Here is a 26,200-nt window from a genome sequence, read left to right on the forward strand (position 1 = left end):
TAAGATGCTCCGCTATCTCCTCCACAAGCTCGCCTTGATCATCCCGACCGTGTTCGGCATATCGCTGGCGGCGTTCGCTTTCGTCCGGCTTCTGCCGGGCGACCCGATCATGGCCCTGGCCGGCGAGCGCGGCGTCAGCCCCGAACGCTACGCGGAGCTTGTCGAGCGGTTTGGCTACAACCGGCCTTATGTCGTCCAGTATCTGGAGTATATCGGCAGGGTCCTGACCGGCGACTTCGGCATATCGATCGCCACCAAGCGGCCTGTGCTCGGTGAATTCCAGGCGCTGTTTCCGGCCACGCTGGAACTGGCGACGATCGCTCTGATCATCGCCGTGCTCGTCGGCATTCCCGCCGGCATTTTCGCCGCGATCAAGCGCGGATCATGGTTCGACCAGGCGACGATGGGTGTGGCGCTGACCGGCTATTCGATGCCGATCTTCTGGTGGGGGCTGCTGCTCATCATCTTCTTCTCCGGCTATCTCGGCTGGACGCCGGTTTCCGGCCGCATCGGCCTTCAGTATTTCTTCAAGCCGACGACGGGGTTCATGCTGATCGACAGCCTGATCTCCGGCAAGAGCGGCGCTTTCAGGTCCGCCGCCAGTCATCTGGTCCTGCCGGCGATCGTGCTGGCGACGATTCCACTCGCCGTCATAGCGCGCCAGACGCGGTCGGCGATGCTGGAGGTGCTGGGCGAGGACTACGTCCGCACCGCCCGCGCCAAGGGCCTGGCGCCGCGTCGCGTCATCGGGCTCCACGCTTTTCGCAATGCGCTGATCCCTGTCGTCACCACCATCGGCCTGCAGGTCGGTACGCTGATGGCGGGCGCCATTCTGACCGAAACGATCTTTTCCTGGCCCGGTATCGGCAAGTGGATGATCGACGCGATCGCTAAGCGCGACTATGTCGTCGTCCAGAGCGGCTTGCTGATCATCGCGCTAATCGTCATGGCGGTGAACCTGATCGTCGACGTGCTCTACGCCGTCATCAACCCACGTATCCGGGTGCAGTGAGATGACCGACCAAACCACGGCAGAAGCCACCGCCGCCTCCGTTCCGCCCGGCGGCCGGCAACGCGCCTTCACCGAGTTCTGGCATTACTACTCGATGAACACCGGCGCTGTCATCGGCCTGGTCGTGTTCTCGGCCCTGGTGCTGGTGGCGATTTTCGCGCCGCTGGTCGCGCCGCATTCGCCTGACGAACAGTTTCGCGATGCGCTGCTGACCCCGCCGGCCTGGCAGGAGGGCGGCAGATCGATGTTCCTGCTCGGCACCGACGCGGTCGGCCGCGACATGCTTTCGCGGCTGATTTTTGGGGCGCGGTTCTCGCTGTTTATCGGTCTGGTCGTCGTCGTTTTCTCGCTGACCAGCGGCATCGTCCTCGGCGTTCTCGCCGGCTATTTCCGCGGCTGGGTCGATACGCTGATCATGCGCATCATGGACATCATTCTGGCCTTCCCGTCGCTGCTCCTTGCCCTGGTTCTGGTGGCGATCCTCGGGCCCGGCCTGTTCAACGCCATGCTGGCGATAGCGCTGGTGCTGCAGCCGCATTTCGCGCGGCTCACGCGCGCGGCGGTGATGGCGGAAAAGAACCGCGAATATGTGATCTCCGCCAAGGTGGCCGGTGCCAGTCATCTGAGGCTGATGGTGAAGACGATCTTGCCGAACTGCATGGCGCCGCTGATCGTGCAGGCGACGCTGTCCTTCTCCAACGCCATTCTCGAGGCCGCGGCTCTCGGCTTCCTTGGTGTCGGCGCGCAGCCGCCAACGCCGGAATGGGGCACGATGCTGGCCACGGCACGCGAGTTCATCCTGCGCGCGCCATGGGTGGTGACCTTCCCCGGCCTCGCCATCCTAATCACGGTGCTTGCCATCAACCTCATCGGCGATGGCCTGCGCGATGCCTTCGACCCCAAGCTGAAGAGGTCGTGACCATGCCTCTTCTCGAGATCAAGAATCTCACCGTGTCCTTCGATACCGCCGCCGGACCGTTCATGGCCGTACAAGGCATCGACCTGTCGATCGAGCCGCGCGAGGTGCTGGCGATCGTCGGCGAATCCGGCTCCGGCAAATCTGTGGCGATGCTGGCGGTGATGGGGCTATTGCCGAACACGGCGACGGTGAAGGCCGACCGTATGGCTTTCGACGGCATCGACCTGCTTGAGCTCAGTCCGTCCGAGCGCCGCAAGATCGTCGGCAAGGACATCTCGATGATCTTCCAGGAGCCGATCGCGAGCCTCAATCCATGCTTCACCGCCGGCTTCCAGATCGAAGAGGTACTGCGTTTCCATTTGGGCATGGACCGCGCCCAGCGCCGGGCCCGAGCCATCGAACTGATGAAGCTCGTCGGCATTGCCGAGCCGGAAGAGCGGCTGAACTCGTTTCCGCATCAGATGTCGGGTGGCCAGTGCCAGCGCGTCATGATTGCCATCGCCATTGCCTGCAATCCGAAGCTGCTGATCGCCGACGAGCCGACCACCGCGCTCGACGTCACCATCCAGAAGCAGATCCTCGATCTTTTGGTCGGCCTGCAGGCCAAATACGGCATGGGCCTGATCATGATCACCCACAATATGGGCGTCGTGGCTGAGACCGCCGACCGCGTCATCGTCCAGTACAAGGGCCGCAAGATGGAAGAGGCCGACGTTCTGTCGCTGTTCGAGCAGCCGAAGAGCAACTACACCCGCGCGCTGCTGTCGGCGCTGCCGGAAAACGCTGTCGGCGATCGGCTGCCGACCATTTCCGACATGCTGTTCGAACCGGCCCCCTCTGCTGCGGGAACCGGGCCTGCCGCGGCAACTCAGCCGGCGACGGGAGCCGCGCCATGAGCGTGGCGGTCCTCGAAGGCAAGAACATCGTGCGCGACTATCATGTCGGCGGCGGCCTGTTTCGTCCCTCTCGCACGGTGCATGCGGTCAAGGGCGTTTCGTTCCGCGTCGACAAGGGCAAGACGCTGGCCATCGTCGGCGAAAGCGGCTGCGGCAAGTCAACGCTCGCCCGCATCATCACGCTGATCGATCCCGCGACGGCAGGCGAGCTCTTCATCGACGGCAACAAGGTCGATATCGCCAAGAATGGCTTGACGAAGGAGATGCGCCGCAAGGTGCAGATCGTCTTCCAGAACCCCTATGGTTCGCTCAATCCGCGCCAGAAGATCGGCGACGTGCTGGGCGAGCCGCTGCTCATCAACACCGACACACCGGCCGACGAACGGCGCGATCTCGCCATGAAGATGCTGAAGAAGGTCGGCCTCGGACCCGAGCATTACAACCGCTATCCGCACATGTTCTCGGGCGGCCAGCGCCAGCGCATCGCCATTGCCCGCGCACTGATGCTCAATCCGAGCCTGTTGGTGCTTGACGAACCGGTCTCGGCCCTTGATCTGTCGGTGCAGGCGCAGGTGCTCAACCTGCTCGCCGACCTCCAGGACGAGTTCAAGCTTACCTATGTCTTCATCAGCCACGACCTTTCGGTGGTGCGCTACATCGCCGACGACGTGATGGTCATGTATTACGGTGAGGCCGTCGAATACGGCTCGCGCGACGAGGTCTTTGCCGATCCCAAGCACAGCTACACCAAGACGCTGTTTGCGGCGACGCCGCGCGCCGACGTCGCCAGCATCAAGGCGAGGCTGGCGAAGAAGAAGGCCGCCTGAGGCCGCAATCGCGGCACCCCGGCAAGGGTATTTCGACGCCGATCAGGACAGCCGGGCGACGATGGCGCGCAGCGCCTCGCCGAAGCGCCGGACTTCGTCGATGGTGTTGTAGTGCACCAGCGAGGCGCGAATGGCGCCGCTGTCCATGCTGAGGTTGAGGCGCTTCATCAGCCGCGGCGCGTACATATGGCCGTCGCGGATGCCAATCTGCATCTCGGCCATTGCCTCGACGATCATTTGCGGCGACAGCGTGCCGATGTTGAAGCAGAAGGTCGGCACGCGCTCGTTGAGGCGGGCCTCGTCGGCGACGCCATAGATCGTCGCGCCGCACGCCTTGAGCACGGCGAGCATCTCTCGCGCCAGCACCAGCTCATAGTCGCGGATTGCGTTCATGCCGGCGACGAGGTTGTCGCGCCGCGACCGGTTGTTCTCGGCCAGGAAGTTGCGGCCGATCGACTCGAGATAGCGCACCGCGGCATCCATGCCGGAGACGTTCTCGTAGATGAAGGTGCCGGCCTCGACCTTGTAGGGCGGCTCGTCGGGAATGAAATCCTCGCGGAAGGTCGGCAGCCGCTTCAGCGTCTCGAAGCGGCCCCACAGGAAGCCCATATGCGGCGAGAAATTTTTGTACCCGGAGCAGACCAGATAGTCGCAGTTCCAGGCCTGCACGTCGATCAGCCCGTGCGGCCCGTAATGCACGCAGTCGAGGAACACTTCGGCGCCGGCCGCATGCGCGATGTCAGCCACTGAAGCAACGTCGACGATCGAGCCGATCGAATGCGCCGTTACCGTGCAGGCGACAAGGCGGGTGCGGTCGGAGACCAGCGGGCGAAGGTCGTCGACATGGAGATTGCCGTCGTCGCGCATCCGCCACCATTTGAATTTCGCACCGGCGGGCGCCAGTGCCAGCCAGGTGGCGATGTTGGCGTCATGGTCCATGTCGGTGATGACGATCTCGTCGCGTTCTCCAAGCATCTGGCCGATGCCGAGGCTGACGAGGCGGATGAACGAGGTGGCGTTCATGCCGAAGCAGATTTCCGCAGGACTATAGGCATTGATCAGCAGCGCCACGCTTTCGCGCGCGTCGGCGATCGCTTGGTCGACGGCGACGCTGCGGCCATACCGACCGCCGCGCTGCACATTATGCGCGACCAGATGGTTGGTCACGGCATCGAGCACGCTTTGCGGAATCTGCGCACCGGCGGCATTGTCCATGAAGATGAAGTCGCCGGCCTGCTGCAGAGCTGGAAACATGGCGCGGATCGTTTCGACCGGGAAGGCTGCGGAGACGTCGCCCGCATTAGGGGTCTGATGCTTGTTCAAGATGGTCTCCTGCGAAGTGCCTGACAGATAGGGAAGCGAAAATTTGGCAGATGGAGAAACTGGCGACGTCAGCGGGTCTTTTCGGTTTTGAAGCGACGTTCGAGCAGGCTGACGAGACGGACCATCGGCCAGAGAAAGATGAGATAGACCAGCGCCGCGCCGATCAGCGGCGAGGGGTTAGCGTAGAGCGACTGCGCGTTGGTCGCTTCCTTCAGCAGTTCGGGCAGGGCCACGGTGGAGGCGAGCGAGGTGTCCTTGAACATCGAAACGCAGTTGCTGGTCATCGGCGGAATGACCACGCGAATCGCCTGCGGCAGCACAACCTTGCGCAAGGTCAGTAAAAACGGCAGGCCGAGTGCCTGCGCCGCCTCGAACTGACCGCGCGGAATGCTTTCTATGCCGGAGCGGAACACCTCGGCTGAGTAAGCTGCCATGATGATCGCGAATGCCGTCACCGCGGAGGTCCAGGACGACAGGCGTATGCCGAGGAACGGCAGCGCGTAGTAGATCAGGATCAGCACGACCAGCACCGGCATCGCCCGGAAAATATCGATATAGCCAACCGCCAGCAGCCGCAGCGGCTTTGGCGCATAGAGCCGTATCAGGCTGATCGCCAGGCCGACGGGGATACCGATACCGATGCTCAGGAGCCCGAGCAGCAGCGTGTTCAGGAAGCCGCGCATCAGCGCCGGCAGGCTGGAGATCATGACATCGGCGTTGAAGAAGGTCTCGATCAGCGACATGGGGAGCATTCCCGAAAGGTTTGGCGTCCCGCGACGCTAAAGCATGCTGCCGAAACCCCGAAATCGGTCGTCGGAGCGGATCATGCGTGAAAGTCGAATGGCTACGGCGTCCGTGTACGTCCAGGAGGGCGCGCAACGCTGTCCCATGAATCGTGCCGGTGTGGAAAGCCGGCACGATTTCAGCTACTGCCGCTCAGGCCTTCGGGATAGGCATTTCCTTGACGGTCGAAGAATCGGCGGGTGCGTCGCTGCCGAACCACTTCTTGTGGATCGAGGCCAGCGTGCCGTCCTTCTTCATCGCGGTCAGCGCATCGTTCAGCTTGCCGAGCAGCGGGTGGTCCTTGGCCATCATCAGGCCGTACTGCTCGCCGGTCTTGATACGCTCTTTTACGGCGAGGTCCTTCATCCGGGTGAAGGAGTATTCCAGGCCCGGAATGTCGCTGACCGCGGCGTCGACGCGACCGGCGCTGAGATCGAGCAGCAGGTTCTGCTGAGTGTCGTAACCCTTCACCTCGCTAAACCCGACCGCCTCCTGGTGCTGCTTGGTCCAGGCTTCGCCGGTCGAGCCGGACAGCACGCCGATGATCTTGCCCTTGAGGTCGGCGGCGGACTTGATCGGGCTGTCAGCCTTGGCGGCGATGCCCATGTCGGAATCATAATAGGGCTGCGTGAACGACTGCGACTTCAAGCGCTCAGGGGTGATGGTTATCGATGAGATGGCGACATCGATGCGCTTCGAGGTCGTGGCGGCGAACAGCGCCTGAAATCCGAGGTCGGCGATTTCCGTGGTCATGCCGAGACGCTTGGCAGCCTCGTTGACGATGTCGACTTCAAAACCCTCGAAAGTGCCGCTTTCGTTCTTGTATTCGAAAGGCGGATTGGTCGGATAGGCGCCGACATTCAACGTCTCCTGGGCATAGGCGGCGACTGGGCCGGCGGCGATGCCGATGGCGGCAGCGAGCAGAAGCAGATTACGGCGAGTGAAGCTCATTTTCGTTCCCTCTGGTTCGGCCACTCCCTGTGGCGCTTTTCACTTCCGTCCCTTTTCAGCGCCGTATTTCGGGCACTGCAGGCGAGGCGGCGCCTGAAGTCAGGACGCGCGGCGTTGCCGCGAGCCGATCAACTGCTGCAGACGCTCCAGCAATACATCGACCGCGTCGTCTGTGGTGACCATGCCGGGTGATAGCCTGAGCGTCGCGCCGCGCGCGTCGCAGTAAAGTTGCTCACTGCGCAGCGTCGACACTGTTTTCACCGGGTCGACTCCTTGCGGTAAAGCCAGCATCACGCTGCCGCCGCGCTGGTCTGGATCGAGCGGCGTACGGACCGCCCAGCCATTGTCCAGCGCGCAGGCTATGATGCGCTCGGTTATACTGCCGTTCTGCGTGCGGATCGCGTCGACGCCTGTGTCGGCGATCCATTCAAGGCCGGGCAGCGATGCAACACTGGCCAGGATGGCCGGCGTGCCATGGTCGAAACGGCGCGCATCGTCCGCATAAGTGAAATTGTCGAGATCCCAGGAGAAGGGGTTCGGCTGACTGAACCAGCCGCGAAGCTCGGGCCGGCAGGCCGACAGCAGATCGGGCGCCACCTGCAGGATGCCGGCGCCCGAAGTGCCGCACAGCCATTTCAGAGAGGTCGAGACGACAAAATCGACCGGCGTCTTCGCAATCGAGAAAGGCGTAACGCCGACCCCTTGCGTGATATCGACACCGACGATGCTGCCCATCTCCCGACCATGCGCGGCAAGTCGCGCCACATCGCAGCGGTGCGAGGCCGTCGAGGTGACGAAGGTCAGCAAAGCCAGACCGACATCGTCCTGCCAGCGGGCGATGAAATCCTCGTCGCGCACCCAGCTCTCGCCCGGCCGCAGCGGCACTGTATCGAGCACGAAGTCGAAGCGCTCGGCCAGACCGGCTAGCAGGAAGTGCAGGCTCGGAAAACAGTCGGCCGCGACCAGCAGGCGCTTTCCTGCCAGGCGCACGGACGGCAAAGCGCCGATCAGGCTGTAGAGCGCCGACGTGACGTTCTCGGCGGTGGTCAGCGTGCCTTGCGGGGCATCGATCAGCGTGCCCCAGGCATCGATGAAGCGCTGGCGCGCGGCAAGAGCGGCCGGCCATTGGCCATCGTCTTCCGCCGACCAGACACCCGAGAATTCCGACAGGGCAGAAGCCATGTGCTCCGCCTTGCCGGGAAACGTGCCGATCGAATGGTAGAGAAAATAACCAGACACTAGCTTTTGCTCCATGTGATCATGTGATCACAAAAGGGGATACCGATCAATCGCTGCCCGCGAAGAAATGCGATTCAATCAGGAAAATCGGGGCGATCTTTCGGACCGCGAGCGGTCGGAGATCGGCACATTCCGGCATCGATTTGGCGTTCGACCCGCAACGGAGCTTCAGGAGACCTTGCCGAATCCGGCGAACTCGACCGGCCTGGGTTCCGGCACGTCGGGACAGATCGCGCGCAGTGTCTCCTGCGTCGTCTGGATGTCGGCAACCACCTCTTCGCGGGCGCGGGCAAAATCGCGATCCTTCAGTGCCGCGATGATCGCCGTGTGCCGCCCGGACGGCTCCATCGTGCCGGCGTGCATCAAAGGCGCGACATGGTTGGACAGCAGCCGCATATAGGGGCCGAAGCGCAGCCACAGCGTCTCGATCAGCTGGAACAGCACGTCGGAGCCGGAGGCGCGGTAGATGGTGAAGTGAAACTGCTGGTTCTTGGCGATCAGCTCGTAAATGCTGCCATTGCGCCCGATCGCCTGCTGGTCGGCGGTGATCTGCTGCAATGTGGCTATGTCGGAAGCTGTCAGGCGCGGCGCCCCGAGTTCGGCCGCCAGCCCTTCGACGGCGACGCGCGCCCGGCAGAGGTCGTCGAGCCGCGCGCGGGTGACGACCGGTACGCAGGCGGAGCCGTTCTGCGATATCTCCAGCGCGTTCTCGGCGGCGAGCCGCCGCAAGGCCTCGCGCACCGGCATGTTCGAGGTACCGAAGGCTTCGGCCAGCGAGGCAATGGTAAGCACCTGGGCCGGATCGAAGCTGCCGACCATCAAGGCATGCCGAAGCTGCTGGTAGACGCCATCCTGGACGGTCACACGTGCCGATACAGATTCAAATCCCAGAGCCACGGTTTTTGGTTTCCTTGGGTTTCGACAGACGCTATGTGCGAACGGCAGGCTGATCACACAGCCGAAGCAGGCATGATCATCTGATCACAAAAACCGTTTACAGCCAAGCGTCAGGCCGTCAACGCTCATCAGCCTCGATGCGCTTCGTGGACGTGCCTTGCTGACCTCAGTCCGGGATCACCGCGGTCGCCTGAATCTCCACCTTGGCGCGATCCTCGACCAGCGCCATCACCTGCACGGCGGCCATGGCCGGAAAATGCCGCCCGATGAGCTCGCGATAGGCCTCGCCTATCCCCTTGAGGTTGGCCAGATACTCGGCCTTGTCGGTAAAATACCAGGTCATTGAGGTGATATGCTCAGGCTTGGCGCCGGCCTCGGCGAGCACGGCGACGATGTTGGCAAGCGTCTGGCGCACCTGGCCGACAAAATCATCGGTTTCGAATTGGCCTTGCCCGGTCCAGCCGACCTGGCCGCCGATGAAGATCAGTTGCCCGCGCGCAGCGACGCCATTGGCGTAGCCGATTGGTTTCGCCCAGCCTTCCGGCTGCAGGATGGTGTGCATATCAAGCCTCCCGATACTCAAATCCGGTGCGTAATGTTCAAAAATCGAGCCAGTCCAATCCGCAATTTCCCGTCGCAAGCTCGGCCTCAGGCTGCTCCCATCACTTGCCGCGCGATGACCACCTTCTGCACGTCGGACGCGCCTTCGTAGATGCGCAGCGCACGGATCTCGCGATACAGGCTCTCGATGATGTGGCCCTTGCGGACGCCGTCGCCGCCATGCAGCTGCACGGCTCTGTCGATCACCTCTTGCGCCTTGTCGGTGGCGAACAGCTTGGCCATTGCCGCTTCGCGCGTGATACGGGCGGCCCCCATGTCTTTGGTCCAGGCGGCGCGATAGACCAGCAGGGCGGCGGCATCGATATCCAGCGCCATGTCGGCGATGTGGCCCTGCACCATCTGCAACTCGGCCATCGCAGCACCGAACAGTTGGCGTTCGGCCACTCTTTTGATGCTTTCGTCCAGCGCGCGCCGGGCAAAGCCGAGCGCCGCCGCACCGACGGTCGAGCGGAACAAGTCGAGCACCGACATGGCGATACGGAAACCGTCGCCCGGCTTGCCGATCAATGCCGAGGCCGGAACGCGGACATTGTCGAAGGACAGGCGTGCCAAGGGATGCGGCGCGATCACCTCCAGCCGCTCGGCGATCGTGAGGCCCTCGGTGTCTGCAGGCACGATGAAGGTGGAAAGCCCCTTGGCGCCGGGCGCCTCGCCAGTGCGGGCGAAAACGACGTAGAGATCGGCAATGCCGCCATTGGAAATCCAGGTCTTTTCGCCTGACAGAACATAGTCGTCGCCGTCGCGCGCGGCCGTCATCTCCATATTGGCGACGTCAGATCCGGAGCGTGGCTCCGACAGCGCGAACGCGGAAGTCGCCTTGCCGGCGCGGGTCTTGGCCAGCCAGCGTTGCTGCTCCGGCGTGCCGAACAGGCTGAGCGCGCCGGTGCCTAACCCTTGCATGGCGAAGGCGAAATCGGCCAGCCCGTCATGCCGGGCCAGCGTCTCGCGCGTGATGCACAGCGTGCGAACGTCGAGCGGTCCGGGATTGTCGGTGTCGAGCGCCGTTGGCTTCAGCCAGCCGTCTTGGCCGAGCTTCGCCACCAGCTCGCGGCAGGCGGCATCGACATCGTCATGCGCGACCGGCAGGTTTTTCGCGCACCATGCGTCCAGCCGCTCGGCGAGTGCGCGATGGCGATCCTCGAAGAACGGCCAGTTGAGGAAGGACCGGTCAGGCATTTCTGCCTCCGCTGTACTTCCGGCGTTGCACTCCACGGCGCCCCCCTCTGTCCTGCCGGACATCTCCCCCTCTTGGGGGGAGATTGGCAGCTCTGCCAGCAGCGCCTTCCCTGCGACGCGGGCCATTGGCGAAAGCCCAGGTGACGTCCGATCTCCCCCCTAGAGGGGGAGATGTCCGGCAGGACAGAGGGGGGCGCTGTCCCGCCAACCTGTCGGTCTTTATCGAAGAAACCATCATCAATTGCCCTCGAACACCGGTTTTTCCTTGGCGACAAAAGCCTCGTAGGCCCGCTTGAAATCACCGGTTTGCATGCAGATCGCCTGCGCCTGCGCTTCCGCCTCGATCGCCTGGTCGAGGCCCATCGACCATTCCTGGTTCAGCTGCGTCTTGGTGATACCGTGGGCGAAGGTCGGGCCGGAAACGATGCGCGCGGCCAGGTCGAGCGCGTCGACCTCAAGGTCTGCGGCATCGACCAGCCGGTTGTAAAACCCCCAGCGCTCGCCTTCCTCAGCACTCATCGTGCGACCGGTATAGAGTAGCTCGGCGGCGCGGCCCTGACCAATAATGCGCGGCAGGATCGCGCAGGCGCCCATGTCGCAGCCGGCTAGGCCGACGCGGGTGAACAGGAAGGCGGTCTTGGCCTCGGGGGTGGCGATGCGGATATCGGATGCCATGGCAATAATGGCGCCGGCGCCCACCGCCACGCCGTCGACCGCCGCAATGATCGGTTTGCCGCAATTCAGCATCGCCTTGACGAAATCGCCGGTCATACGGGTGAAGGCGAGCAACTCCTTCATGTCCATCTTCACCAGTGGGCCGATGATGTCGTGGACATCGCCGCCTGAGCAGAAATTCCCGCCATTGGGCAGGAACACCACCGCATCGACATCTTCGGCATAGACGAGGTCACGAAAAATATCGCGCAGCTCGGCATAGCTTTCGAAGGTCAGCGGGTTCTTGCGCTCCGGCCGGTCGAGCCGGATTGTTGCGACCTTGCCTTCGACCTGCCAGAGGAAATGCTTCGGCTTGCGGCCGGCCATTTTTGTCATTCCCGTCCCTCCCAATTGCTGCGGAAGGAGTCTAGCATGCCGGTCAGCCGGCGCGCCTCGTCCTCGCTCACATTGCCCAGCAGCTCGCCGATCCAGCTCTCATGCGCGGCGGCGATGACGGCGAAAGCCTTCGAACCTTCCTCCGTCAGCCGCACCATCGAGGTGCGGCGGTCGCCATTGCGCCGGGCGCGGGTAACCAGCCCTTCCGAAACCAGCCGGTCGATGATCCCAGTCACATTGCCGTTGGACACCAGCAGGAAGCGCGACAGGTCGCTCATCAGCATGCCTTCCGGCACGCGGTAGAGTGCGGCCATCACGTCGAAGCGCGGCAGCGTCGTATTGAATTCCTGCCGCAGGCGCTCGCGCAGCTCGGCCTCGATGCTGCGCGAGGCGCGCAGCAGCCGAACCCACAGCCGCAGGCGGTCCTTGCCGGATCCGGACGGCGCGGGCAGGGGACCGGCTACCATGTCTCGCCTCCCGAGATCGAGATCGTCTGCCCGGTGATCGATTGGGCCGCATCGCTGCACAGCCACAGCACCGCGGCTGCAACCTCTTCCGGCTGGATGAAGCGACCTTGCGGGTTTGTCGAGGCAAGGCTCGTCCTTGCTTCTTCGACCGTGCGACCGGTCTTTTCGACGATGCGCTGGATGGATTCCTCGAGCATCTCGGTTTCGACGAAGCCCGGGCAGACGGCGTTGACCGTCACCCCGGATTTGACGGTCTCGACCGCCAGCGCTCGCATCAGGCCGACGACGCCATGCTTGGCCGCCACGTAAGCGGCGACATAAGGATAGCCCTTCAGTCCAGCCGTCGACGCGACGAATATGATACGACCTGTCTTTCGCGTGATCATGCCGGCCAGCGCCGGTTTCACCGTCAGGAAAGCGCCGGTCAGGTTGACGTCGAGCGTGCGCTGCCAGTCCGCGAGCGAGGTCCGCTGTGCCGGGGCGCTGCCGGACATGCCGGCATTGGGGACGACGATATCGATCGGCCCGCGCTCCGCTTCCGCCTGACTGTAGAGCGACGCCATCGCTGCCTCATTGGTGACGTCGGCAGCGATGCCGAAGACACGCTCATTTCCCCTGGCGACCTCGGCCAGCGCCGCCTCGCGCCGGCCGCAAATGGTCACGTCGATGCCGGCGCCGGCCAGCGCCAGCGCGATGGCGCGGCCGACGCCGGAGCCGCCGCCGGTCACCAGCGCGTGCCGTTCCGTCTTCGTCGCGGCTCTCATACTTTCAGCCCCGCTGCTGCTTCGCGCTCGGCCAGCCGGTAGACCTGGTCGCGGCCCGGCAGGTAGGGATCTGGCCATTTGACGCCGCGGTCGCCCAGCCTGACGGCGGCATGCAGTGTCCAATAGGGATCGGCGAGATGCGGCCTTGCCATCGCGACGAGATCGGCGCGGCCGGCCATCAGGATCGAATTGACATGGTCCGGTTCGTAGATGTTGCCGACCGCTATGGTCGCCATGCCGACCTCGTTGCGGATGCGGTCGGAAAACGGCGTCTGGAACATGCGGCCATACACCGGTTTTGCCTCGGCAGAAGTCTGGCCGGCCGACACGTCGCAGATGTCGACGCCGGCTTCATGCAGCAGCCGGGCTATCTCGACCGCATCGGCCGGTGTCACCCCTTCAAGGCCGACCCAGTCATTGGCGGAGATACGCATTGAAACAGGCTTTTCATCAGGCCAGGCGGCGCGCACGGCGTGGAAGATTTCCAAGGGATAACGCATGCGGTTTTCGAGCGAGCCGCCATAGGCATCCGCCCGCCGGTTGGTCAGCGGCGTGATGAAGGAGGACAGGAGATAGCCGTGCGCGGCGTGGATCTCGAGCATGTCGAAGCCGCAGCGCGCCGCCATCTCGGCCGAGGCGACGAACTGGTCGCGCACCAGATCCATGTCGGCGCGATCCATCGCCTTCGGCACCTGGTTTTGCAGCGACCATGCCACTGCCGACGCCGCCATCACAGGCCAGTTGCCAGACGTCAGCGGCACGTCGGTTCCCTGCCAGCCGAGCCGGGTCGAACCCTTGGCGCCGGAATGGCCGATCTGCGCGCAGATCTTCGCCTCAGTCTCGGTATGGACGAAATCGACCAGCCGTTTCCAGGCGACCTCATGTTCGGGCGCGTAAAAGCCGGGACAGCCCGGCGTGATGCGGCCTTCGGGGCTGACGCAGGTCATCTCGATGTAGAGCAGGCCGGCGCCGCCCTTGGCCCGTTCGGCATAGTGGGCGAAATGCCAGTCGGTCGGGCAGCCGTCGACGGCCTTGTACTGCGCCATCGGCGAGACGACGATGCGGTTCTGCAGCGCCATGTCGCGCAGCCGGAACGGCGCGAACATCGGCGCTCGTCGCAGGCTGTTGCCGCCGGCGCCCGCCTGGCGCTGGAACCATTCCTCGGCGCCGGCCAGCCACTCGGCATCGCGCAGCCGCAAATTTTCGTGGCTGATGCGCTGCGAGCGCGTCAAAAGCGAATAATTGAACTGCACCGGATCGAGGCCGAGATAGCGCTCGACCTCCTCGAACCATTCCAGCGAGTTGCGCGCCGCCGACTGCAGCTTCAGCACTTCGGTGCGGCGGGCGTCTTCATATTTGCGGAACGCGGCTTCGAGGTCAGGTTCGGAATCGACATAGTCGGCCAGCGCCACCGCACTTTCCAGCGCCAGCTTGGTGCCGGAACCGATCGAGAAATGCGCGCTTGCCGCGGCGTCGCCCATCAGCGCCAGGTTTTTGTAGGACCAGCGCTCGCACAGCACGCGCGGAAATTTGATCCAGGCCGAACCACGGATATGGTTGGCATTGGTCATCAGCGCGTGGCCGCCGAGATGCCTGGCGAAGATCCGTTCGCAGACGGCGATCGATTCCTGCTGCGACATCGCACCAAAGCCGAAGCGCTCCCAGGTCTGCTCGCCGCATTCGACGATGAAGGTCGCGGTGTCTTTGTCGAACTGGTAGGCATGCGCCCATACCCAGCCATGCTCCGTCTTCTCAAAGATGAAGGTAAAGGCGTCATCGAATTTCTGTTGCGTGCCGAGCCAGACGAACTTGCATTTGCGGGTGTCGATATCGGGCTTGAACACGTCAACGAAAGCGCCCCGTGCCTTCGAGTTCAACCCGTCGGCGGCGACCACCAGATCATGGCTCTCCATGTACGGTTTAGGGTCGGCGATATCGGTCTCGAAGACCAGCTTGACGCCGAGCTCGCGCGCCCGCCGCTGCAGCAGGGTGAGCAATCGCTTGCGGCCGATGCCGCAAAAGCCGTGACCGGTCGAGACCGTGCGCACACCGTCATGGATGACGGCAATGTCGTCCCAATAAGCGAAATGCTTCCTGATCCAGACAGCGCTGACCGGATCGTTCCTGGTCAGGTTTTCGAGCGTTTCGGCCGACAGCACGACACCCCAGCCGAAAGTGTCGTCGGCCCGGTTGCGCTCGAACACCGTCACCTCGTGTGCGGCGTCCCTGAGCTTCATCGAAATGGCAAAGTAGAGGCCGGCTGGTCCGCCGCCGAGAACCGCAACCTTCATTCGTGCGATCTCCTCTTCGCTTCCTGCCTTCAGTATCGCGCCTGAGACAAATTATTTCAAGCTTGAAGTTTCATAATTGAAGCGATTCGTTCAGATGCCGTGGCGTGCCTGCGTCCAGAACCCGCAAGCACGCGCTTGCCGGATCATTTGTCCGGGGTCTTCGGGCTCCACAGCACCGTCTCCGCGTCCTTTTCATAGGCCATGCCGTTGGGATAGCTGATCGCTTCCAGCTGCAGGCCCCAGGGCGCCTGGAAATAAAGGATGCTCTGACCGGCCGCCGGACCTTCGGTCACCGGCAGCGGGCCCATCCGCGTCTTGACATCCTTTTCATCGAGATAGGCTTTCGCGGCAGCGATATCTTCGACATAGAAGGCGACGTGGAAGCCGCCAATGTCGCTGTTGCGGGCCTGCAGGTCTTTCTGGTCCGGCGCGGTGTATTTGAACAGCTCGATATTCGACCCGTAGCCGCAGCGGACCAGGGTGATCTCCTCGATCACTGCCTTGGGATCGACGCCCAGCAGATCCTGCATGAACGTGCCCTTGTCGTCGGCGAACGGGCCGAAGGACATCGCCTTCTTGCAGCCGACGATCTCGGTGAAGAAGTCGACGGCCTGCTTCATGTCGGGCACTGTAACCCCGGTGTGATCGTGTCCGCGCATGCCAGGAATGGAGCCGGCTGAGGCTGTGCTGATGGTTCCACCGATAGTGCCCAGGACGGCGGCCGCAAGCGTTGCAGTTAGGAGCGCATTCTTCATCTCAGTCATCCTCTCGCGGGACATGGGTGACTTGCCGGGCGCACGCCCGAGGCCCGCTCTTCGGCGTGCGAATGAGGTGATCGTTGCGACCGATGTCATGCCGGCGCCTTCGCCGCAGGCAGCAACCAGCCGCCATCGACCTCGGGCAGCGGGATGGCTGCGAGAAGATCGCGCGTGTAGGCCTGCCGCGGGTTCGCGAACAAAGCGTCGGTGGCGCTTGCCTCGACGATCGCGCCTTCGCGCATGACGATCACTTGCCGGCACAACCGCCGGATCACCGACAGGTCGTGGCTGATAAAAGCCACGGTCAGGCCCATTTCGGCGGCCAGCCTTTCCAGCAGCGTCAGGATCTGTGCCTGGGTCGACACGTCGAGGCCGGAGACGATCTCGTCGGCCAGCACGAATTTCGGCGACAGCGCCAGCGCCCGGGCAATGCCGACCCGCTGGCGCTGGCCGCCCGACAGTTCGTGACGATAGCGGCTGGCGAAGCTTTGCGGCAGGCCGACGCGCTGCAAAGCCTCCGCGACACGCGCCTTGAGATTGTCGCCAAGCCCGTTTTGCCTGAGGGGGGCGGCGATGATGCTGAAGATGGTGCGGCGCGGATTGAGCGACGACATGGGATCCTGGAAGATCATCTGCAGGTTGCGGCGCAGCGGCCTGAGCTCCGCCTCTGGCAAATGCGTGATATCACGGCCGTCGAAACTGATGCTGCCGGCGCTCGGCTCCAAAAGGCGCACCAAGGCACGGCCGAGCGTCGATTTGCCCGATCCGGATTCGCCGACGATGCCGGTCACCGATCCCCTGGGCAGGTCGAAGTCCAACCCTTTCAGGATCTGCACCATCGGCGCCCGGCCGATCAGTGGTTTGCGCGTCATATCGGGCAGCGCGACCTTCAGGCCGCGCACGGAAAACAGCGGCTCAGCCATGTGGCCGTCTCCAGGCCTGGTCGGCAGCGGCGATCTCCGAAGCCAGTCTGGCCAATACCGCGTCGTCCACCGGTTTTAGCGAGGCGAACGGATCGGTGTAGCGCGGTGTCGCCGCCATCAGCGCTCGTGTGTAGGGGTGCTGCGGAGCCGCGAACAGTGCTGCCGTCTCGGCCTCCTCCACCACTTTGCCGGCATAGAGCACCGACACTTTCTGGCTGATCTTGGCGACGACGCCGAGATCATGGGTGACGAACAGGATCGCCGTGCCGTGCTCGCGCTGCAATTGCGCGATCAGCCGTAAAATCTGCTTCTGCACGGTCACATCCAGCGCCGTGGTCGGCTCGTCGGCGACGATCAGCCTTGGCTCGGCGGCGAAAGCGGCGGCGATCAGGACGCGCTGGCGCATGCCGCCGGAAAGCTCGTGCGGATAGCATTTGAGGACGCGGCCCGGGTCACGGATCTGCACCTCATCGAGCAACTGGCGGATGCGGGCGTCGGCTCTCTGCCCGCTCCACCCGAGGATGCGTATCAGCCTGTCGGTCATCTGCGGGCCGATCCGGCGCGACGGGTTGAGCGCGGTCAGCGGATCCTGCGGGATCAGCGCGGTGCGGGCGCCGATCAAGGTACGCCTTGCCTTTGGCTGGAGCAGGCCGAGGTCCTCGCCTTCGAGCAGCATATCGCCTTCGACGATGCGCACGCTGGGCGGCAGAACGCCGAGCACCGCCTTGCCGATCATCGTCTTGCCGGCGCCGCTCTCGCCGACCAGCGCGCGGACCTCGCCGGGCTGAACGGACAGCGACACCGAGCGCAGCACGCGCTGCCCGTTCGCCAGCACGGCGCTGAGGTCTCGAATACTTAGGCAGGCAGCGCTCATCGTAGCACCGGATCGAAGCGTGCCTTGAGACCCTCGCCGAACTGGCTGAACGACAGCACGGTCAGGATCAGTGTGACCAACGGGAACACCAGCACCCACCACGCCTGATGGATCGACAGACGGCCCTCGGCGATGATGCCGCCCCAGGTCGGATCGTCGGTCGAGATCGACAGATTGACGAAGGACAGGATCGCTTCGACGATGACGGCGATGCCCATTTCGAGCGACAGCAGCGCCACGATCGACGGCACCACGTTGGGCAGCACTTCGCGCAGCATGATGCCGATGCGGCCGTAGCCGGCGATGCGGGCGTTCTCGATATAGTCCATGCGCGCCTGGCCCATGGTCTCGGCGCGGATCACCCGGCAGAAGCGCGTCCAGTCGATGACCGCGATGGCGATGATGACCGAGCTCAGACCGGTGCCGAGCACGGCAACCAGCAGGATGGCGAACAGCACCGGCGGAAACGCCATCCAGACGTCGACGATGCGCGAGATGATGCGATCGGCCCAGCCGCCGAAATAACCTGCGATCAGCCCGAGCGTCGAGCCGACCAGGCAGGCGGCCAAGGCCGCCGCGAAGGCGACGATGAAGGCGATGCGGGCGCCGAAGATCAGCCGTGACAGGAGATCGCGGCCGAGGCTGTCGGTGCCGAGCCAGAAGCCGGGCTCCGCGCCGCTCATCCAAAATGGCGGCAGGCGTTCGAACATCAGATCTTGCGCCAGCGGGTCCTGCGGTGCGATCAGCGGCGCGAAGATCGCGGCAAGCAAAGCCAGCAGCAGCCAGCCGCCGGCAAGCCACAGCCTTGCACCCGAGCCATGTCTTGAGATGCGGGCCTCATCCATGGCGCAGCCTCGGATTGAGCAGCGCATACATCATGTCGACAGTGAGGTTGATCAGCACGAACAGCAGCGCGAAGACCAGCACGATACCCTGGATCAGTGGCAGGTCGCGGTTGATGACGGCGTCGATCGCCATATTGCCGAGGCCTTCATAGGAAAACAGCCGTTCGACGATGACTGTGCCGCCGATCAGGAAGGTGAACTGCACGCCGACCAAAGTCAGTGTCGGCAGCGCGGCGTTCTTCAGCGCTTCGCGCAAAATCACCTGCGTTTCCGAAAAGCCCTTCACCCGCGCGAGCACGACATAATCGAGGTCGAGCACTTCCTTCAGCGACTGCTTCAGGAGCTGTGAAATGATCGCGGCGAGCGGCAGCGCCAGTGCCACGGTCGGCATCAGCATGTGCCCGAGCAGGTCCTTGGTCAGGTCGAAGCGCAGCCGCACCATGCTCTCGAACAGGTAGAACTGGGTGACGAAGGGCAGGTCGAGCTGCGGCGACACCCGGCCGGAAATGTCGAACACCGGCACCAGCACGCCGAACAAGAGGATCAGCACCAGCCCCCACAAAAAATCGGGAATGGAAAGCGCTGCGCCACTGGCGATGTCGATGCCGGCTTCGACCGCGGTGCCGCGTTCGCGCGCGCCAAGGATCGCCGTCGTGCCGCCTATCGCCAGCGCCATCAGCAGCGCTGTGATGGCCAGCTCCAGCGTCGCCGGCAGCCGGTTAAAGACCAGCCCAAGTACGTCTTGCCTTAGCGAGATCGAGGTGCCGAAATCGCCCCTGACGACGCCGGACAGCCAGATGAAGAACTGCTCGACGATGGTCTTGTCGAGCCCGTAGAGCGCACGCAACCGGGCGATGTCGGCATCGGTTGCGCCGGGCGGCAGCATCATCGCGATCGGATCGCCGGGCGCGACGCGGATGACAACAAAGACCACGACGGCGACGCCGAACAGCGTGATCGCCATCGTCAAAAGACGGATCAGGAATCTTTGCAGCAGCATGGTGGCCCGTATGCCTGGCGGAAAATGCGCGCCGTCATCGCGGACGGCGCGCGGCAATCCCTGGCCGATATCAGGCCGGGGTCATCAGCGCCGGCAGCAGCGCCCCGGAAACATGCGGCACCACGTTGACGCGCTTGGCATGCACGATCGGCTGCGCATACTGGATCAGCGGCAGCACATAGGCCTGTTCGGCGATGTATTTGTCGACAGCCTTCCAGCCGGCGATGCGCTTGGCCTCGTCCTTCTCACCCCAGAGCGGGTTGATCATGTCGATCAGATCCTGGCTGTCCCACACCGAATGCGGGCTCGGGCCATAGGTGGCAAAGCCGGTCGAGGTGGTCGGGTCGCCGATGGCGTTGCCCCAATTGTAGAAGGCCGCCGGCGCCAGCTTGTCGGCGGCGCGCAGCTCGTAATGCTTGGCGATCTCGTAGACTTCGATCGTCGCCTCGATGCCGACCTTGCGCCACATGCCGACGATCGCCTGGACCATCTCATAATCCTTGGGCTTGAAGCCCTTGGTCGTCTGTATCGTGAACTTGACCGGCTTCTCCGGCGAATAGCCCGATGCAGCCAGCAATTCCTTGGCTTTTTCGGGATTGTGCTCGACCTTGATCGACGCATCGTAGGCAGCGTATTCCGGCGTCTCCAGCGTATCGATCGGCTGGCCGTAGCCGCGCAGCAGCCGATCGACGAGCAGCTTCTTGTCGACCGCCATGACCGCGGCCTGGCGGACGTTCTTGTCCAGCATCACGTCGATGTCGTTGAAGAAGATCATGCCGATGTCGGAAACGTTCTTGCACGAGCCGGCAAGCCCGTCCTTGGCGATCAGGCGATCATACTCCTCATAGGGGATTTCGAGCGTCACCTGCGAGGAGCCGGACTCGATTTCGGCAACGCGGCTCGCCGCGTCGGTGACGAACTTGATCGTCACGTTTTCGAACGCCGGCTTGCCGCCCCAATAGTTCGGATTGGACTTGAGCCGCAGGAAGGCGTTGCGCTCGAATTTGTCCACCATGTAAGGGCCGGTGCCGATCGGCGCCTTCTCGAAGCCCTCGGCGCCGACCTTTTCGTAGTAGGCCTTGGGCATGATGTAGCCGGTCAGGAACGACATCCACTTGAAATATACCGGGTCGAACTGCACGACGTCTCCGGTGATCTTGTTGCCGTCGATCTTGAAGTTGTTGACGTTTTTCCAGACGAACTGGATCGGATTGCCGGTCTTTTCGTCGCCCGCCCGCTGCAGCGACCAGACCACGTCCTCGGCGGTGAACGGCGAGCCGTCATGCCAGGTGACGCCCTCGCGCACCGTCATCATGATCTTGGTGCGGTCGTCGTTCCAGCCCCATTCGGTCAGCAGGCCCGGCGCGAAGGAAAGATCCGGCTTCTGCGGGATGAACTGGTCGAACACCGACTGGTAGAGACCCTGGATCGTCGGGTTGACCGCGGAGGGCCCGGTGGTCGGGTCCCAGGATGGCAGGTTGACGTTGTAGGCGATGGTCAGTTCACCGGCTGCCTTGGCCATTTGCGGCAGGCCGATGACGGTGACGCCAAGCGCTGCGCCGTATCCGAGCAATTCCCGTCTGTTCATTGTCATGGTCGTTCCCCTGTTGGTTTTCTGTGCGCGTCGTTATCCGTTCAGTGGGTTCAGGCTCCTTGGGCAACCGCGCATTGCCTCTCCTTCACCGGAAATGTTTTTGAACTCTACCTCCCGCCAAGCTGTTGGGCGAGCATATAGCCCGAGGCAGCACCGGTGCCGGCGCCCGGCCATGTTGCAGCACCTGTGAGATGCAAATTCGTGACCGGCGTGTTCCAGCCGGCATAACCGCGCGCCGGGCGAAACAGGAAGTTCTGCGTCAGATGATGGCTGCCGCAGATCTGGTCGCCGCCGACGAGGTTGGGGTTCTCGCGTTCGAGGTCGAGCGGCGAGAGCACGGCGCGGCCGAGGATCTTCCGGCGAAGGCCAGGCGCATAAGTCTCGATGATGTCGAGAACGCGCTCGGCATAGCGCTCCTTGACCTGATCCCAATGACCTGGAGCGATCTTGCCGGCCGCATCGCTAAGGATTTCGGCCGGCAGCACGCGCACCTGCACCCACAGAACGTGCTTGCCTTCCGGCGCCCGCGCCCGATCGACCGCGGTCGGCTGGCCGACGACCAGCACCGGCTCGTCCGGCAGCATGCCCGCCATCGCCTGCTGATAGGTGCGCGACATCGCGTCGAGCGACGGCGACAGATGCATATAGGCGAATTGCCGAAGCTCGGCGCCGGCGCGCCAATCCGGCAGATCGTCAAGCGCCAGATGGATCATCATCGTGCCCGGCGCATGGCGGAACCTTTTCATCGCCGTGTCGAAACTGGCGTCACCGGAACCATCAGGCAAAAGCTTTCCAGTCAGCGCTCCGGGTGCAACGCCGGCGATGACAGCCTTGGTGGCGGTATGGGTCTCGTCGGAGGCAAGCCGCACGCCGGTCGCCTTGCCGCCGGAAACCGTGATCTCGGCCACCTCAGCCCCGGTGATAATCTGGCCGCCGGCAGCGGTGATCATGCCCGACAGGGCGCGGATGATCGTGTCAGCGCCGCCCTTGCCGAGCACCATGCCGAAGCACTGGTTGGCCATCGATTCCAAATAGGGGAACACCGCGCCGCCGGCGATATCGGGGGCGAAATCGAGATGCATGCCCCAGGTGGCGAGCGTCGCCCTGACATGCGGCGACTCGAAATTCTCATCGAGCCACGCGCGGGGTGAGGAAAGCAGCAGCCGGCCGGTGTCGAGCGCACCGGCAAGGCCCTTCTTGCGCCACAGGTTCCATGCTGTGCCGACCAGCGCCCGGCCGCTCATCGGCGCTCCCAGCAGCCGGAACAGATGCTCGGCCTCGGCCGGGAACGCGGCAACCAGCCGGCGCCATGTTGCGGCATCGGCTTGCGAGAAGGCGGCCATCCGTGCAGCGGTCTTTTCCAGATCGTTGCTGACGCCGAACCACCGTCCGTCGGGAAAGGCGCTGGCAAAGCAATCGGCGACCGGCGCAAACTCCAGCCCGTGGACTTTCAATTCATTTGCATATTTTTTGTGAAAGGCCGAGCCGGCGAACAGGCTCAGATTCATCGCGCCGAAATCGTGCCGAAAGCCGGGCAGCGTGAATTCGCGGGTCTGGACGGCGCCGCCGATTGTTGCGCTGCGTTCGAAAATCGCGGTTTTCCAACCCTTCAACGCCAGATGCGCGGCGCATGCCAGACTGTTGTGGCCTGCCCCGACGAAAATGGCGTCAAACTCGCTCACACCCCACCCAACCCATTCCTTTATGCTTAAAGATAATTGCAGATGCATATGTTTTCGTCTAGTAGGATATTCAGGGCCGCGAAGAGCCTTTCATCATCGAGAAAGAGGGAACAGAGACCATGGACACGCAACAACTCCTCGGCGAGGTCGCCGGCCAACTTCTTTCAGGCGCCATCCAGGTGGTCGACCTGACGGCGCCGCTCGGGCCCAACACGCCGCTGATCAAGCTGCCGCCGGAACTCGCCGTCGACACGCCGAAGGTCGAGATCCACGCCATCTCCCACTATGACAAGAACGGTCCGTGGTGGGCCTGGAACTGGCTAAAGCTCGGCGAACACTCGGGCACGCACTTCGACGCGCCGCAGCACTGGATTACCGGCAAGGATTATCCGGACGGCGCCACCGACACCATTCCGGCGCAGAACTTCGTCGGCCCGGTCAATGTCATCGACTGCTCCAGCGAAGCCGCCGCCGATCACGACTTCCTGCTCACCGTCGACCACATCAAAGCGTGGGAAGCCGAGCACGGCACGATCAACGCCGGCGAATGGGTGGTGATGCGCACCGACTGGTATAAGCGCAACGGCTCGGAAGCCGAATTCCTCAACGCCGACGAGACTGGACCGCACACGCCCGGACCGACGGCCGAGGCCATCCAGTACCTGATCAGCAAGGACATCAAGGGCTGGGGCAGCGAGACGATCGGCACGGATGCTGGCAAAGCAGGGGGAATGGAGCCGCCATTCCCGGCGCACAGCCTGATGCACAAGGCCAACCGCTATGGGCTCGCCAGCCTGTGCAATCTCGACCGGCTGCCGCCGAAAGGCGCGATCCTGATCGCCGCACCGCTCAAGATCGAGCACGGCACCGGCAGCCCGATCCGTGCCCTGGCGTTGGTGCCAAGACAATAGGACGAGGTGGCGGTCTTCGGGAGAAGATCATGATTGTAGGCAATGGAGTGATGACGAGGTCGAGGCGGCCGTCTTGTGGCGCTAGCGCTCTACGGCGCCCCCCTCTGTCCTGCCGGACATCTCCCCCACTTGGGGGGAGATTGGCGGTTTCGGCGCTCCGCTCATTCTTGCGACGTTGGAGATTGGCGAAAGCCGGCGTGACGGCCGATCTCCCCCCTCGTGGGGGAGATGTCCGGCAGGACAGAGGGGGGCGCGAAGGATCGCTACCTTGCGCACTTGAACCCCATCTCCTTTCAGCGGAGCCCAACCGCCGATGACAGCCCCCGATCACATCATCGTCGGCAGCGGCATCAACGCGCTGGTCTGCGCGGCGATGCTTGGCGGCAAGGGGGCCAAGGTGCTGGTGCTCGAGCGCAACGACCGCATCGGCGGCTGCATGCGCACCGAGGAGATCACCGCGCCTGGCTTCATCCATGACGTGATGGCGACGACCTTCGTCCTGTTCATCACCTCGCCGGCCTATGCGGCGCTGGGCAAGAACCTGGCGCGGCACGGGTTGGAATTCTGCAACACCGGCACGCCGACCGGCGTGCTGCGGCCAGACGGCAGCCATGCCATCCTGCGCACCGACCGCCCCGCCAATGTCACGGCGGCCAACACACTTGCCGCAGGCGACGGCGACCGGCACGGCAGCGATGTCGGTGAGATCGAGCGCAATGCCGGCCTGCTGTTCGGCCTGCTCGGCGGCAGCCTGTGGTCCTACCCAACGGCAAAGCTGCTGGCGGGCGAGGCCTGGCGGCGCGGGCCGCGTGGGCTTGCCACCTTTCTTGGCGAAGCGCTGGTGCCGGCGCGCGGCTGGCTCGAAAGCACCTATCAATCCGAAACCACCCGCGCGCTGTGGGCGCCCTGGGTGCTGCATGCCGGTCTCGGGCCCGAAGACGCATTTTCCGGCCAGATCGCCAGGGTTATCGCCTTCGCGCTGGAAGCTGCCGGCGCGCCGATCGTAAAGGGTGGCGCCAGGAATCTGCTGTCCGCGTTCGAAGCGCTGATCAAGGAGCGCGGCGGCGTGATCCGGACTGAAGGGGACGTTGCCTCGATCATCCAGAGCGGAGGCCGAGCCACCGGCGTGCGGCTGGCTTCGGGCGAAACGATCACCGCGAAGAAGAGCGTGATCTGCTCGGTCACGCCGACGCAGCTCTACGGGCGGCTGCTCGGCGACGCGGCTCCGAAAGCCGACCTCGAGGCCGCGCAAAAATACCGCTACGGCAAGGGCAATTTCCAGATCCACTACGCCTTGGACAAGCCGCCCGCATGGCGCGGGGAGGGCCTGGACAAGGTCGCGCTGCTGCACCTGACGCCCGGGCTCGATGGCGTGTCGAAAGCCTGCAACGAGGCGACGCGCGGCATGCTGCCGGAGGTGCCGACCATCTGCGTCGGCCAGCCGCATGCGCTCGATCCTTCGCGCTGTCCGGACGGCAAGGCGATCCTGTGGCTGCAGCTGCCCGAGGCCCCACGCCATATCAAGGGCGATGCCGCCGGCAAACTGCAGACACCGGCCGACGGCCGCTGGACCGACGCGCTGCGCGAGGCCTACGCGGACCGTGCCGAAGCGATCCTCGCCAGCCATATCGACGGGTTCAAGGACAGCGTCATCGCACGCCGCGCCTATTCGCCGGCCGATCTGGAAGCGATGAACGTCAATCTGGTCGGCGGCGATCCCTATGGCGGGTCCTTGACCATCGATCAGTCGTTCCTGTGGCGGCCGTTCAAGACGAGCCGCAATCACGACACCGGGATCAAGGGCCTCTACCATATCGGCGCCTCGACCCATCCCGGCGCCGGGCTTGGCGGTGGTTCCGGCTTCCTGCTGGCGGGGAGGCTGTGATGGAACAGAAGGTTGAAAAGCGCCAGCGCATCTCGACACTGGGCCAGATCGGACTGCAGCAGTTCGCGCCCTATCTGATGAACCGCATCATGGGCCGCTACAACGCCACCTTGCGCGACGATTTTCGCAAGCAGGGCCTGACCATTCCGCAGGTGCGCACACTCGCCGTGCTGTCGGTCGCCGACGGCGTCACCGTCAACGATCTCTCGGTCTATACGGTCATCGAACAATCCACGCTGAGCCGGACGCTCGACACGCTGGAGGGGCAAGGGTTTGTGCGGCGGGAGCAGGGAGTCACCGACAGCCGCATCCGCCACGTGTTCCTGACCGACGACGGCCGCGCCGAGTTCGCGCGCGCGTGGCCGGCCATGCATGATGCGTTCGAGGCGATGTTCGACGACATCGACGATGCCGAATATGCGGCGCTGATCGCGACGCTGCAGAAGATGCTGAAGAACATTCGCAAGCACGACATTTGATCTTGCGCGCTGCCGGACGCCGGCGGTAACGGA

The 26,200-nt window shown here is 63.9% G+C and carries 25 protein-coding genes; 7 read left to right on the forward strand and 18 right to left on the reverse strand.

Annotation, left to right across the window (positions count from 1 at the left end; translation table 11 throughout):
• The first annotated feature begins 4 nt into the window (after positions 1-4).
• The 4 genes from AC0L25_RS01725 to AC0L25_RS01740 are packed head-to-tail and all read left to right on the forward strand — an operon-like array spanning position 5 to position 3,654.
• Positions 5-1,012, forward strand: a complete 1,008-nt coding sequence (locus AC0L25_RS01725) for an ABC transporter permease subunit (RefSeq protein WP_473593926.1) — start codon at positions 5-7, stop codon at positions 1,010-1,012.
• Between the two features lies 1 nt (position 1,013).
• On the forward strand, positions 1,014-1,931 hold the full coding sequence (locus tag AC0L25_RS01730) for an ABC transporter permease subunit (RefSeq protein ID WP_473593927.1): 918 nt from the start codon (positions 1,014-1,016) through the stop codon (positions 1,929-1,931).
• A 2-nt stretch (positions 1,932-1,933) separates the two neighbouring features.
• The gene (locus AC0L25_RS01735) at positions 1,934-2,827 is read left to right on the forward strand and encodes an ABC transporter ATP-binding protein (RefSeq protein WP_473593977.1); all 894 of its coding nucleotides are present in this window, start codon (positions 1,934-1,936) and stop codon (positions 2,825-2,827) included.
• On the forward strand, positions 2,824-3,654 hold the full coding sequence (locus AC0L25_RS01740) for a dipeptide ABC transporter ATP-binding protein (RefSeq protein WP_473593928.1): 831 nt from the start codon (positions 2,824-2,826) through the stop codon (positions 3,652-3,654). Before AC0L25_RS01735 ends, AC0L25_RS01740 begins: the two co-directional genes overlap by 4 nt.
• Before the next feature lie 42 nt (positions 3,655-3,696).
• On the opposite strand, the gene AC0L25_RS01745 is transcribed toward AC0L25_RS01740, so the two are convergent.
• The 18 genes from AC0L25_RS01745 to AC0L25_RS01830 form a co-directional block, all read right to left on the reverse strand.
• Positions 3,697-4,977, reverse strand: a complete 1,281-nt coding sequence (locus AC0L25_RS01745; protein WP_473593929.1) for a cysteine desulfurase-like protein — start codon at positions 4,975-4,977, stop codon at positions 3,697-3,699.
• Between the two features lie 68 nt (positions 4,978-5,045).
• The gene (locus tag AC0L25_RS01750; protein WP_473593930.1) at positions 5,046-5,720 is read right to left on the reverse strand and encodes an amino acid ABC transporter permease; all 675 of its coding nucleotides are present in this window, start codon (positions 5,718-5,720) and stop codon (positions 5,046-5,048) included.
• A 193-nt stretch (positions 5,721-5,913) separates the two neighbouring features.
• Entirely contained in the window at positions 5,914-6,711 is a 798-nt protein-coding gene (locus tag AC0L25_RS01755) for an ABC transporter substrate-binding protein (RefSeq protein ID WP_473593931.1), read from the reverse strand.
• Positions 6,712-6,810: 99 nt separating this feature from the next.
• Positions 6,811-7,950: an aminotransferase class V-fold PLP-dependent enzyme gene (locus AC0L25_RS01760; protein ID WP_473593932.1), complete on the reverse strand. Its 1,140-nt coding sequence runs from the start codon at positions 7,948-7,950 to the stop codon at positions 6,811-6,813.
• A gap of 168 nt (positions 7,951-8,118) precedes the next feature.
• Positions 8,119-8,847 (reverse strand): GntR family transcriptional regulator, encoded by a 729-nt coding sequence (locus AC0L25_RS01765; RefSeq protein WP_473593933.1) that lies wholly within the window; start codon positions 8,845-8,847, stop codon positions 8,119-8,121.
• Between the two features lie 166 nt (positions 8,848-9,013).
• Complete coding sequence (locus AC0L25_RS01770) at positions 9,014-9,409, reverse strand: RidA family protein (RefSeq protein ID WP_473593934.1); 396 nt, start codon at positions 9,407-9,409, stop codon at positions 9,014-9,016.
• Between the two features lie 86 nt (positions 9,410-9,495).
• Entirely contained in the window at positions 9,496-10,644 is a 1,149-nt protein-coding gene (locus AC0L25_RS01775) for an acyl-CoA dehydrogenase family protein (RefSeq protein WP_473593935.1), read from the reverse strand.
• Between the two features lie 237 nt (positions 10,645-10,881).
• Entirely contained in the window at positions 10,882-11,694 is an 813-nt protein-coding gene (locus tag AC0L25_RS01780; RefSeq protein ID WP_473593936.1) for an enoyl-CoA hydratase family protein, read from the reverse strand.
• Positions 11,691-12,161 carry a MarR family winged helix-turn-helix transcriptional regulator gene (locus tag AC0L25_RS01785; RefSeq protein ID WP_473593937.1) on the reverse strand — a complete coding sequence of 157 codons (471 nt, stop codon included), beginning with the start codon at positions 12,159-12,161 and terminating at the stop codon, positions 11,691-11,693. Before AC0L25_RS01785 ends, AC0L25_RS01780 begins: the two co-directional genes overlap by 4 nt.
• The gene (locus tag AC0L25_RS01790; RefSeq protein ID WP_473593938.1) at positions 12,155-12,925 is read right to left on the reverse strand and encodes an SDR family NAD(P)-dependent oxidoreductase; all 771 of its coding nucleotides are present in this window, start codon (positions 12,923-12,925) and stop codon (positions 12,155-12,157) included. Before AC0L25_RS01790 ends, AC0L25_RS01785 begins: the two co-directional genes overlap by 7 nt.
• The gene (locus AC0L25_RS01795) at positions 12,922-15,216 is read right to left on the reverse strand and encodes a bifunctional salicylyl-CoA 5-hydroxylase/oxidoreductase (protein WP_473593939.1); all 2,295 of its coding nucleotides are present in this window, start codon (positions 15,214-15,216) and stop codon (positions 12,922-12,924) included. Before AC0L25_RS01795 ends, AC0L25_RS01790 begins: the two co-directional genes overlap by 4 nt.
• 143 nt (positions 15,217-15,359) lie before the next feature.
• The gene (locus AC0L25_RS01800; RefSeq protein ID WP_473593940.1) at positions 15,360-15,980 is read right to left on the reverse strand and encodes a VOC family protein; all 621 of its coding nucleotides are present in this window, start codon (positions 15,978-15,980) and stop codon (positions 15,360-15,362) included.
• Positions 15,981-16,066: 86 nt separating this feature from the next.
• A complete protein-coding gene (locus AC0L25_RS01805) occupies positions 16,067-16,897 on the reverse strand; it encodes an ATP-binding cassette domain-containing protein (RefSeq protein ID WP_473593941.1) in 831 nt (276 codons plus the stop codon).
• Positions 16,890-17,771: an ABC transporter ATP-binding protein gene (locus tag AC0L25_RS01810; RefSeq protein WP_473593942.1), complete on the reverse strand. Its 882-nt coding sequence runs from the start codon at positions 17,769-17,771 to the stop codon at positions 16,890-16,892. Before AC0L25_RS01810 ends, AC0L25_RS01805 begins: the two co-directional genes overlap by 8 nt.
• Positions 17,768-18,616, reverse strand: a complete 849-nt coding sequence (locus AC0L25_RS01815) for an ABC transporter permease (RefSeq protein ID WP_473593943.1) — start codon at positions 18,614-18,616, stop codon at positions 17,768-17,770. Before AC0L25_RS01815 ends, AC0L25_RS01810 begins: the two co-directional genes overlap by 4 nt.
• Positions 18,609-19,616, reverse strand: a complete 1,008-nt coding sequence (locus AC0L25_RS01820; RefSeq protein WP_473593944.1) for an ABC transporter permease — start codon at positions 19,614-19,616, stop codon at positions 18,609-18,611. The genes AC0L25_RS01815 and AC0L25_RS01820 overlap by 8 nt, the downstream gene beginning before the upstream one ends.
• A 70-nt stretch (positions 19,617-19,686) precedes the next feature.
• Positions 19,687-21,210: an ABC transporter substrate-binding protein gene (locus AC0L25_RS01825; RefSeq protein ID WP_473593945.1), complete on the reverse strand. Its 1,524-nt coding sequence runs from the start codon at positions 21,208-21,210 to the stop codon at positions 19,687-19,689.
• A 107-nt stretch (positions 21,211-21,317) separates the two neighbouring features.
• Positions 21,318-22,892, reverse strand: a complete 1,575-nt coding sequence (locus tag AC0L25_RS01830; RefSeq protein ID WP_473593946.1) for a phytoene desaturase family protein — start codon at positions 22,890-22,892, stop codon at positions 21,318-21,320.
• A gap of 119 nt (positions 22,893-23,011) precedes the next feature.
• Between AC0L25_RS01830 and AC0L25_RS01835 the strand changes: the two genes are divergently transcribed.
• The 3 genes from AC0L25_RS01835 to AC0L25_RS01845 all read left to right on the forward strand — a co-directional run bounded on the left by AC0L25_RS01835 (position 23,012) and on the right by AC0L25_RS01845 (position 26,167).
• Entirely contained in the window at positions 23,012-23,803 is a 792-nt protein-coding gene (locus tag AC0L25_RS01835; RefSeq protein ID WP_473593947.1) for a cyclase family protein, read from the forward strand.
• 313 nt (positions 23,804-24,116) lie between these two features.
• Positions 24,117-25,688 carry a phytoene desaturase family protein gene (locus AC0L25_RS01840; RefSeq protein WP_473593948.1) on the forward strand — a complete coding sequence of 524 codons (1,572 nt, stop codon included), beginning with the start codon at positions 24,117-24,119 and terminating at the stop codon, positions 25,686-25,688.
• Positions 25,688-26,167, forward strand: coding sequence for a MarR family winged helix-turn-helix transcriptional regulator (locus AC0L25_RS01845; protein WP_473593949.1), 480 nt, complete (start codon positions 25,688-25,690; stop codon positions 26,165-26,167). Before AC0L25_RS01840 ends, AC0L25_RS01845 begins: the two co-directional genes overlap by 1 nt.
• Positions 26,168-26,200: the final 33 nt, after the last annotated feature.

Source organism: Mesorhizobium sp. WSM4813 (genome assembly GCF_055811555.1).

Excerpts from the sequence above, each read along its gene's own strand:
- AC0L25_RS01725 (WP_473593926.1), top strand. The coding sequence starts at position 5 with ATGCTCCGCTATCTCCTCCACAAGCTCGCCTTGATCATCCCGACCGTG.
- AC0L25_RS01730 (WP_473593927.1), top strand. The coding sequence starts at position 1,014 with ATGACCGACCAAACCACGGCAGAAGCCACCGCCGCCTCCGTTCCGCCC.
- AC0L25_RS01735 (WP_473593977.1), top strand. The coding sequence starts at position 1,934 with ATGCCTCTTCTCGAGATCAAGAATCTCACCGTGTCCTTCGATACCGCC.
- AC0L25_RS01740 (WP_473593928.1), top strand. The coding sequence starts at position 2,824 with ATGAGCGTGGCGGTCCTCGAAGGCAAGAACATCGTGCGCGACTATCAT.
- AC0L25_RS01750 (WP_473593930.1), bottom strand. The coding sequence starts at position 5,720 with ATGTCGCTGATCGAGACCTTCTTCAACGCCGATGTCATGATCTCCAGC.
- AC0L25_RS01755 (WP_473593931.1), bottom strand. The coding sequence starts at position 6,711 with ATGAGCTTCACTCGCCGTAATCTGCTTCTGCTCGCTGCCGCCATCGGC.
- AC0L25_RS01770 (WP_473593934.1), bottom strand. The coding sequence starts at position 9,409 with ATGCACACCATCCTGCAGCCGGAAGGCTGGGCGAAACCAATCGGCTAC.
- AC0L25_RS01775 (WP_473593935.1), bottom strand. The coding sequence starts at position 10,644 with ATGCCTGACCGGTCCTTCCTCAACTGGCCGTTCTTCGAGGATCGCCAT.
- AC0L25_RS01780 (WP_473593936.1), bottom strand. The coding sequence starts at position 11,694 with ATGACAAAAATGGCCGGCCGCAAGCCGAAGCATTTCCTCTGGCAGGTC.
- AC0L25_RS01785 (WP_473593937.1), bottom strand. The coding sequence starts at position 12,161 with ATGGTAGCCGGTCCCCTGCCCGCGCCGTCCGGATCCGGCAAGGACCGC.
- AC0L25_RS01790 (WP_473593938.1), bottom strand. The coding sequence starts at position 12,925 with ATGAGAGCCGCGACGAAGACGGAACGGCACGCGCTGGTGACCGGCGGC.
- AC0L25_RS01795 (WP_473593939.1), bottom strand. The coding sequence starts at position 15,216 with ATGAAGGTTGCGGTTCTCGGCGGCGGACCAGCCGGCCTCTACTTTGCC.
- AC0L25_RS01800 (WP_473593940.1), bottom strand. The coding sequence starts at position 15,980 with ATGACTGAGATGAAGAATGCGCTCCTAACTGCAACGCTTGCGGCCGCC.
- AC0L25_RS01805 (WP_473593941.1), bottom strand. The coding sequence starts at position 16,897 with ATGGCTGAGCCGCTGTTTTCCGTGCGCGGCCTGAAGGTCGCGCTGCCC.
- AC0L25_RS01810 (WP_473593942.1), bottom strand. The coding sequence starts at position 17,771 with ATGAGCGCTGCCTGCCTAAGTATTCGAGACCTCAGCGCCGTGCTGGCG.
- AC0L25_RS01815 (WP_473593943.1), bottom strand. The coding sequence starts at position 18,616 with ATGGATGAGGCCCGCATCTCAAGACATGGCTCGGGTGCAAGGCTGTGG.
- AC0L25_RS01820 (WP_473593944.1), bottom strand. The coding sequence starts at position 19,616 with ATGCTGCTGCAAAGATTCCTGATCCGTCTTTTGACGATGGCGATCACG.
- AC0L25_RS01825 (WP_473593945.1), bottom strand. The coding sequence starts at position 21,210 with ATGACAATGAACAGACGGGAATTGCTCGGATACGGCGCAGCGCTTGGC.
- AC0L25_RS01835 (WP_473593947.1), top strand. The coding sequence starts at position 23,012 with ATGGACACGCAACAACTCCTCGGCGAGGTCGCCGGCCAACTTCTTTCA.
- AC0L25_RS01840 (WP_473593948.1), top strand. The coding sequence starts at position 24,117 with ATGACAGCCCCCGATCACATCATCGTCGGCAGCGGCATCAACGCGCTG.
- AC0L25_RS01845 (WP_473593949.1), top strand. The coding sequence starts at position 25,688 with ATGGAACAGAAGGTTGAAAAGCGCCAGCGCATCTCGACACTGGGCCAG.